This is a genomic window from Nodosilinea sp. LEGE 07298 (assembly GCF_015207265.1).
Lineage (GTDB): Bacteria > Cyanobacteriota > Cyanobacteriia > Phormidesmidales > Phormidesmidaceae > Nodosilinea.
In genome coordinates, this window is the sequence record NZ_JADEXE010000309.1 from 1 (window position 1) to 7,668 (window position 7,668).

8 protein-coding genes are annotated in these 7,668 nt (G+C 58.0%); 4 read left to right on the forward strand and 4 right to left on the reverse strand.

Features of this window, described 5'->3' with window-relative positions; genetic code table 11:
* The 3 genes from IQ273_RS27635 to IQ273_RS27645 all read right to left on the reverse strand — a co-directional run.
* A partial coding sequence (locus IQ273_RS27635) for a VOC family protein (protein WP_194026345.1) occupies positions 1 to 764 on the reverse strand: 764 nt, incomplete at its 3' end.
* A gap of 210 nt (positions 765 to 974) precedes the next feature.
* Positions 975 to 1,766, reverse strand: coding sequence for a hypothetical protein (locus tag IQ273_RS27640; protein WP_194026346.1), 792 nt, complete (start codon positions 1,764 to 1,766; stop codon positions 975 to 977).
* 268 nt (positions 1,767 to 2,034) lie between these two features.
* Positions 2,035 to 3,135 (reverse strand): Gfo/Idh/MocA family protein, encoded by a 1,101-nt coding sequence (locus IQ273_RS27645; RefSeq protein ID WP_194026347.1) that lies wholly within the window; start codon positions 3,133 to 3,135, stop codon positions 2,035 to 2,037.
* A 184-nt stretch (positions 3,136 to 3,319) separates the two neighbouring features.
* On the opposite strand from IQ273_RS27645, the gene IQ273_RS27650 reads away from it, so the two are divergent.
* From IQ273_RS27650 to IQ273_RS27665, 4 genes are all read left to right on the forward strand, one after another.
* Positions 3,320 to 4,660 carry an efflux RND transporter periplasmic adaptor subunit gene (locus tag IQ273_RS27650; protein WP_194026348.1) on the forward strand — a complete coding sequence of 447 codons (1,341 nt, stop codon included), beginning with the start codon at positions 3,320 to 3,322 and terminating at the stop codon, positions 4,658 to 4,660.
* 34 nt (positions 4,661 to 4,694) lie between these two features.
* On the forward strand, positions 4,695 to 5,192 hold the full coding sequence (locus IQ273_RS27655) for a DUF29 domain-containing protein (RefSeq protein WP_194026349.1): 498 nt from the start codon (positions 4,695 to 4,697) through the stop codon (positions 5,190 to 5,192).
* 156 nt (positions 5,193 to 5,348) lie between these two features.
* Positions 5,349 to 6,572 (forward strand): ABC transporter permease, encoded by a 1,224-nt coding sequence (locus tag IQ273_RS27660; RefSeq protein ID WP_194026350.1) that lies wholly within the window; start codon positions 5,349 to 5,351, stop codon positions 6,570 to 6,572.
* Positions 6,573 to 6,581: 9 nt separating this feature from the next.
* Positions 6,582 to 7,046, forward strand: coding sequence for a GNAT family N-acetyltransferase (locus IQ273_RS27665; RefSeq protein ID WP_194026351.1), 465 nt, complete (start codon positions 6,582 to 6,584; stop codon positions 7,044 to 7,046).
* Positions 7,047 to 7,138: 92 nt separating this feature from the next.
* On the opposite strand, the gene IQ273_RS27670 is transcribed toward IQ273_RS27665, so the two are convergent.
* A partial coding sequence (locus IQ273_RS27670) for a malic enzyme-like NAD(P)-binding protein (protein WP_278000599.1) occupies positions 7,139 to 7,668 on the reverse strand: 530 nt, incomplete at its 5' end.

A 7,668-nucleotide genomic window follows, 5' to 3' on the forward strand; every position in this document is an offset into this window, starting at 1 on the left:
CCCCCAGCCCGCAGCTGCCCCACCGTGTGCACAATATCGGCGGTGTGCAGGGCCACGTGTTGAATCCCACCCCCCCGGTTGTAGTCGAGAAACTCCTGCACCTGTGAGTTGGCCGTAGCGGGTTCGTTAATGGGCAGCTGGGCGCTGCCCTGGGGGTGAGCTAGCACCTGACTGCGCAGCCCCGAGCGAGGTGTATCGATGGTGAACCGCTGCCGGGGCTGAAAGCCAAGCTGGCTGGCGTACCAGGCGATCGCCTGGGGCAACTCACCCTTTGGCACATTGACGACGGCATGGTCAATGGCGGTGATCAAGCTGCCGTTGAGGGCGGCGTGCCTTCTGTTATCAGGGGCGATGCCTGGTACCCAGCTCTCTGGCTGCCACGACTCGATTAGCGTGTGGGTGAGCGATCCCCATCCCTGAATTTTTCCCCAGCGGCCTCGGCCCCAGCGATCGTGCTGAATCGGCTGCACCAGGGCACCCCCGGCCGCCACTACCTGTTCTAGGGCTGGTTCTAGCGCCTTGACCCGCAGCGCTACATCGCCAATGCCTGGTGGATGCTGCTGTAGATAAGTGCCCACCACAGCGGCATCGGCCATGATCAGCAGGGGCACTCGGCCCACATACACCAGCGCCCTCTGCTGAGATTTTTGCTCAGAGGCTGCCCCAGCCGCTGGGCCAGAGCACACGCCTCCCCAGGCGTTGACAAACCAGTCGCGCCAGGGGGCTACCGCCTCCACATAAAAACTCAGATGGTTGAACTCCATAGGGCAAGGGTTTCGTGGTGATCTCGCTGTTATTGGAGCACAAACCTACTCCCCAACATCCTATCCTTTGAGAAGATTTTCTTTTAGATACTAAAACTACCGACAATTTTAGACCATGTCGCTGGCTTAACCAGATGTTTTAGCCAGAGGTTGCTTCCGGCATCGTCCCCTCCGATACCTTTCTTACACCTCCCTATGCCCGATTAGGGGTTAATTTCCGGCTACGGCGACCACCTGGTCCTGGTTTTCGGCGGTGTAGCTGTTGGGGGGGTAGCGATCGAGGTGGCGAAATAGGGCAATAGGCTTTTGCACCCGACAGGAGTAAAACTCCACAATGACTTCGGCATCTTGACGCAGTACCACCTTGGGCGAAAAATCTTCGGGCATTTTGGTACGCCACTGCCACGGAATTTGCTGAGGAGGGGCCGCTACAAAGCGGTGGTGCATCCAGCGGGAGTAGCGGCCAAAACGGCCAAACTCTCGCACTTCGCGGGTAAAGATCGAGGCGGTGAGAAACGAGGCCAGCGAGCCGTCTCCTTCAATACCAGCCATCAGGTTGGGTAATGCACCCATGGGCTTAGGCACCTGGTCGGTGGCGGTAATGTTGTTGATTGCGTCTTCTAAATATTCTGTGGTGCTCAGCAGCCCCGGCAGGGCTACTGTCGCCCCCAGGCCGCCGTTACTATCCTGGCGCAGGTAGGTGACCAGGCGAATGCCGGGCCGCATCCACAGCCCCGGTAGTTTGGTGAGCGCATTGGCGGGGTCAAGGGTGCTGACAAACCAGCGCCCCTCACTATTGGGGGCCGGCACATTGTCTTCGGGCAGATCTCCTACCCGAAACAAGTCGCCCAGGGCGTTGAGCGAGTCGGGTATGGGGTCATCGTCGTCGTCTTGAGGGTTAAATTTGCCTGGCTGCTGTTCATGGGGAGGTAACACCAGCGTTTCACGAATAAACTGGCTCACCTTTTGAACTGTAGCTAGGGGGTATCTTTGAAACGCCATGAATCACCGGGACGGTGGCTAAAGGGTAGGTGAAAACTGGTTTACGTACTTGACGAAGAGTGTTCGGGCTGAATGCTTGTCCAAGGTTTTGTAGCAACAGACCCAACGGGCCAAGCTTGCAACCTCAAAAGGAACTTTTATTTAGATAGAACACTCTCAGGGCATTCTTGTAGCCACCTCTGATCACTAACCAATACTTAAGGATGCCCTTGAGGATACCCTTTAGCCCCAATCCCGGCATGGCTGCAAGACTAAATTGGGAACATTTCTATACCTGAGACAGAGCGTTCGGCACCTCTACCCAACTATTTTGTCGGTGTGAGCGATGGGCTAGATCCATCAGGTGCTGCGATCGCACCCCATCCCAAATTGAGGGGGTCGTTGCCTGCCCCCGATCAATATCGCTGACCCAGTGGTTGACGACCCGCACAAAGGGAGCAATGCGGCCATCGCTATAGGTGGTGGGAAACTGGAGGCGATCGGGAATGGCGATTGCTTCGAGGGGAGCACCCCCCTGGCTGCCCCACAGCTTAAAGCCGTGGACGTAGTCGCTCAGGTTGTCGCTGCCCAAGACCAGGGTGCCCTGGTCGCCATAGACTTCGACCCAATGGCCCCGCCCAGCATAGGTAACCGAGCTAATCGCCACCTGGCAGGGAGCACCGTTTTGCAGATCCAAAATCAAGCTACAGGTGTCGTCAGCATCGACCGGTTGGGGGACTCCGTCTGCATCGGGCCGCTGAGGGATGGCGGTGCTGAGGCGGGCGCACAGCCGCTGGATGGGACCAAACAGCCAGGTGATGTAGTCAAAACTGTGGGAGGCAAAGGCTCCCAAAGCACCGCCCCCCTGGTCCTGGCGCGAGTACCAGTTCCAGGCCCGGCTGGGGTCGGCCCGGCCCGGCACCGTCCAGGTGATGTTGACGAAGCGCAGGTTGCCGACATAGCCCTCAGCCAGCCGTTCAGCTAAATACTGCCAGGCGGGCACAAAGCGAAATTCAAAGTCCATGGTGGCAATCAGGTTGCGATCGCGGGCTAGCTTGGCGATCGCCTCGGCTTCGGCCCCCGACAGCGCCGTGGGTTTCTCTAGCAGCAGGTGCTTGCCCGCCTCAAGCACCTTTTTAGCCTGGTCATAGTGCAGAAACGGGGGCGTGGCCACGGTAACGGCCTGTACCTCCGGCAGGGCCACGATCGCCTCGACGGTGTCGCAGGCGTGGGGAATGTGGTGGGCGGCGGCGATCGCCTGGGCCTTGGCTAAATCGCGATGGTAGACCGCTACCACCTCGGTGCGGTGGTGGGCCTGTAGCCCCGGAATATGAACCTTCTGACCAAATCCGGTACCGACTACCGCCACCTTTACGGGAGTTTCTGCCATAGCGACCTCACCCATTCCTCTCAAGATCTCGATCAATGCTGTGGACAAGCCTGATAGCCATTGCCCTATCTCAGAGTAAGGGCCGAGCTGCGATCGTTACAATTAAACTAATCAGTTTAATTTTGTGCTTTGTTATTGTGCTTCGAGCGCTGAAGCCGAAGCTAACGTCAGGATTCTTTGGTCTATGCAGGTTCCTCTGATTGGTAAGGTGCGTCGTCCGCTGGTTTGGCTATTGGCCGGGCTGGCAGCCGCTACGCTGGTGGCAGGGGCGGTGGGGTTTGGCCTCTGGCGCAGCCGCCAAAACGCCTACGATGTAGGAGAATTTACGACTCAGGCGGCGATCGAGCCGCTAACGGTGCGGGTGTCTGCCAGCGGCACTGTCAGACCGGTGCAAACCGTAAACCTCAGCCCCCAAAATGCTGGCGTCTTGGAAGAACTGTATGTAGAACAGGGCGATCGCGTCGAGCCCGGCCAGCTAATCGCTCGCATGCGAAACCGCGACACCGCTGCCCAGGTCGCACAAAACCAGGCCGCCGTCGCCGAAGCCGAAGCCGCCCTGGCCGATGTGCGTCGGGGTAGCCGCCCAGAAGAAATTGCCCAGGCCCAGGCCACAGTTGAGGCCAACCGCGCCCAGGTGCGCGATGCTCAGGCTCGTTTAGACCTGGCCACCAGCGAACTGGCCCGCCGTCAGCAGCTGTTTGATCGGGGGGCAGTGGCGGCCACCGACCTAGATACCGCCAGACGAGAGCAGCGCAGCGCCCAGGCGGCCCTAGAGCAGGCCCAGGCCCGCGTGACCGAAGCGCAGCGGCGGGTCGATGATCTGCAAAACTTGCCTGAGCCTGAGGCGATCGCCCAGGCCGAGGCCCGGCTAGCCCAGGCCCGCGCCCAGCTCGAAGGTGCCCAGGTGCGACAAAATGAATCCTTCATTCGCGCTCCTTTTGGCGGCACGATCACCCAAAAGTTTGCCACCGAGGGGGCATTCGTTACCCCGACAACCTCAGCTTCCGAGCTGTCGTCGGCCACATCTACCGCAATTGTCGCCCTGGCCCAAGACCTGGAGGTACTAGCCGAGGTGCCCGAGGCCGACATTAGCCTGATCGAGCCGGGTCAGCGGGTCGAAATTGTGGCCGACGCCTTCCCTGAGCAGACCTTTGCAGGCCGGGTCAAGCTGGTGGCCCCAGAGGCAATCGAGCGGCAGAATGTCACCCTGTTTCAGGTGCGCATTGAGCTGCTTGACGGCAAAGACATTCTGCGATCGAACATGAATGTGAATGTGGCCTTTATTGGCGATCAGCTGGCCGATGCCCTGGTAGTGCCCACGGTGGCGGTGGTAACCCAGGCGGGCGAAACGGGGGTGCTGGTGCCCGGCGAAAACCGCGAGATTGTCTTTCAGCCCGTTACCCTGGGGCCACAGGCTGGCGACCAGATTCAGGTAGTCAGCGGGGTGGATGAGGGCGATCGCGTCTTTATCGACCTGCCCCCCGGCAAATCGCTCGAAAACATTACCGTACGGCAAGATCGCTAAAATTATTGTACCGGCCCGCTATCCTGGACCCACCATGACCATTAAGACCAGTGATGCTACAACCCAGGTCAACGCTCCGTCTCTGTACGATACAGATTTTTTGCTGTGGATAGAGACCACCGCCACCCTGCTAAAAAATCGCCGGTTTGACAATCTTGATCTAGACAATCTAATTGAGGAGATCGAAAGTTTGGGCAGAAGTGATAGGCGAGCTATCTTAAGCTATTTGGCTCGCCTCTGCGAACACTTGCTCAAGCTTAAGTACTGGGATGCAGAACGTCAGCGGTGCCTTCGAGGCTGGACTATAGAAGTCAACAATTTTCGCAAGGAAATTCATCGGCTTTTGAAGGATAGCCCTAGCCTGAACCCTGATCTGCTAGAAAACTTTCAGACTGAATATCAAGACGCCCGAGATAATGTCCTAATTGCTAGCGGGAGCGCGCCAAATCTTATTCCTGAAGAGCCCTGCTTTAGCCTAGAACAGGCCCTAGAAAAAGATTGGCTACCCTTGGCAGGCTCTCCAGACCAGTAGACGAAACGAGATTGCGACGACTTAAGTTGCTTGGCCGATACATTTTTAGATATCACTTACTGAAACCCTGCATTCAGATAAAAGCCGTCGAAGCCTAACCACAGTCTCTGACTGCCCTACGCTCATAATCCTTAATATCTCAACAAAAGACGCTCCATGAACCTGCAAGAAAGTCTGTCGATGGCGACAAAAACTCTGGCTGCCAACCGCCTGCGCAGCACCCTGACCATGCTGGGTATTATCATCGGCAATGCCTCAGTAATTACCATGGTGGGCCTGGGCGAGGGGGCACAGCGGTTTGTCAATGCCCAGCTCGAAACCCTGGGGCCAAACGTGCTGTTTGTGGTGCCGGGCAGTCAGGAAACCCGGCAATTAGGCTCTTTAGAGATTCCGCGCACCTTAGTATTGGCCGATGCGGAGGCGATCGCCCAGCAGGTGCCCTCAGTAGCAGCCGTGGCGGCTGAATCGAGCGGTCGTCAGTTGGTTACCTTTCGCAACCGCAACGCCAATGTCAATGTGGTAGGCATTACGCCTGATTTTCTGACGGTGCGCAGCTTTGAGGTGGCCAGGGGACGGTTTATCAGTGATTTGGATATGACCCGCAGCGCCCAGGTTGCCGTGATTGGCGATACCCTGCGGGAGCGCTTGTTTGACAACCAACCGGCCCTGGGTCAGCAAATTCGAGTAGGGGGCGTCACCTTTGATATTGTCGGAGTGCTAGAGCGCAAAGGCTCTAACCTCGGCCTCGACTACGACGACGCCGTGATGGTGCCGCTGACCACAAAAGACAGCCGTCTGGCTGGGGGCGAACGATCGCCCTATGGGGTCGAGGTTTCGTTTATTACGGTATCAGCCCGCGATCGCGAGAGCATGGCCACCGCCGAATTTCAGATTACCAACCTGCTGCGCCTGCGCCACAACGTTCGCGACGAAGACGATTTTTACATCAGCAGCCAGGATACGCTGCTGACCATCGCCAACACGATTACTGGGGCGCTGACCATCATGCTGGCCGCGATCGCCGGAATTTCTCTATTTGTCGGCGGCATCGGCATTATGAATATCATGCTGGTGTCGGTACGCGAGCGCACCCAGGAAATTGGCCTGAGAAAAGCGATCGGCGCATCCCAAAGCGATATTTTGGGTCAGTTTTTGATCGAGGCGATCATTCTTTCTGTCGCCGGGGGCGTGATCGGCACTGGTTTGGGGGTAAGCGGTATTCTGCTAATTGGATTACTCAGCCCCTTTGAAGCAGGCATTTCTGTAGGTGCCATTGTTCTAGCCGTTAGCATTTCTGGCGGCATTGGGTTGTTCTTTGGCGTATTCCCCGCTCGTCAGGCCGCCAAACTCGACCCTATCGTCGCCCTGCGCACAGCCTAAACTTAACCCATGCACATTCGTACGGCCACCGAATCCGATCTCCCCGCCCTCGCTACCTTGTATCGACAAACGGTGCTGGTCAATGCGCCTCAGCACTACACCACCGCTCAAACCGAAGCCTGGGCCACCGTAGATGCCGCCACCTCCCGCTTTCGCCAGTTCATTTTGGAGGTCACCACCTACATGGCGGAAGATGACACGGGCATCGTCGGTTTCGCAGGAGTAGGTGAGGATGGCCACATCGCCTCCACCTACGTGCGCCACGACTGCCTGCACCAGGGGGTGGGCTCGCTGCTCATGCAGGCGGTGCTGGCCCACGCCCTAGAAAAACACATTCAGCGCCTCTACGCCGAGGCCAGCGAGTTTAGCCTGGGGCTGTTCACCAAGTTTGGCTTCAGCCAGTACGACACCGAAGTGGTAGAGCACAACGGCGTGCAGTTTACCCGCTACCTGGTAGAACGAGTTTTGGTTTAGACGGAAAGAGGGGGCAGGTTTTAGGTGTCAGGCGTCAGGTGCAAGGCTGAACCGTGAACCGTGAACCCGGTACCCGACACCCAACACCCCCCCTATTTCCTAGCAACGCCATCGACTCGGGCAGCATGCTTGACGGCTGAGGCTACCGCAGCGGCCACCCGTTCATCAAACACTGAGGGAATGATGTGCTCGCGGGTCAGTTCGTGGGGGTTGACCAGGGCCGCGATCGCGTAGGCCGCCTCTAAATACATTGATGGCGTGATCTCCTGCGCTCGACAGTCGAGCGCTCCCCGCAGCACCCCTGGAAACGCCAGCACGTTGTTAATCTGGTTGGGATAATCACTGCGGCCCGTGGCCATCACCGCTACCTTATCCGTCACCAGCTCCGGCTGAATTTCTGGAATCGGGTTGGCCATGGCAAACACAATTGGGTCTGCGGCCATCGACGCTACCATCTCAACGCTTACGACTCCCGGCGCGCTGACACCTAAGAAAATATCGGCCCCCGCCATCGCGTCGGCCAGGGTGCCCGACTCTTCTACAGCGAATTCCAGCTTTTGGGGGTTGAGGTCATCGCGGCTGTGGGAGAGAATGCCCTTTGAGTCGCACAGCACAATAGCGG

What these genes read in the sequence shown, in the direction of transcription:
- IQ273_RS27640 (WP_194026346.1), bottom strand. Translation starts at nt 1,766, where the DNA reads ATGGCGTTTCAAAGATACCCCCTAGCTACAGTTCAAAAGGTGAGCCAG.
- IQ273_RS27665 (WP_194026351.1), top strand. Translation starts at nt 6,582, where the DNA reads ATGCACATTCGTACGGCCACCGAATCCGATCTCCCCGCCCTCGCTACC.
- IQ273_RS27650 (WP_194026348.1), top strand. Translation starts at nt 3,320, where the DNA reads ATGCAGGTTCCTCTGATTGGTAAGGTGCGTCGTCCGCTGGTTTGGCTA.
- IQ273_RS27645 (WP_194026347.1), bottom strand. Translation starts at nt 3,135, where the DNA reads ATGGCAGAAACTCCCGTAAAGGTGGCGGTAGTCGGTACCGGATTTGGT.
- IQ273_RS27660 (WP_194026350.1), top strand. Translation starts at nt 5,349, where the DNA reads ATGAACCTGCAAGAAAGTCTGTCGATGGCGACAAAAACTCTGGCTGCC.
- IQ273_RS27655 (WP_194026349.1), top strand. Translation starts at nt 4,695, where the DNA reads ATGACCATTAAGACCAGTGATGCTACAACCCAGGTCAACGCTCCGTCT.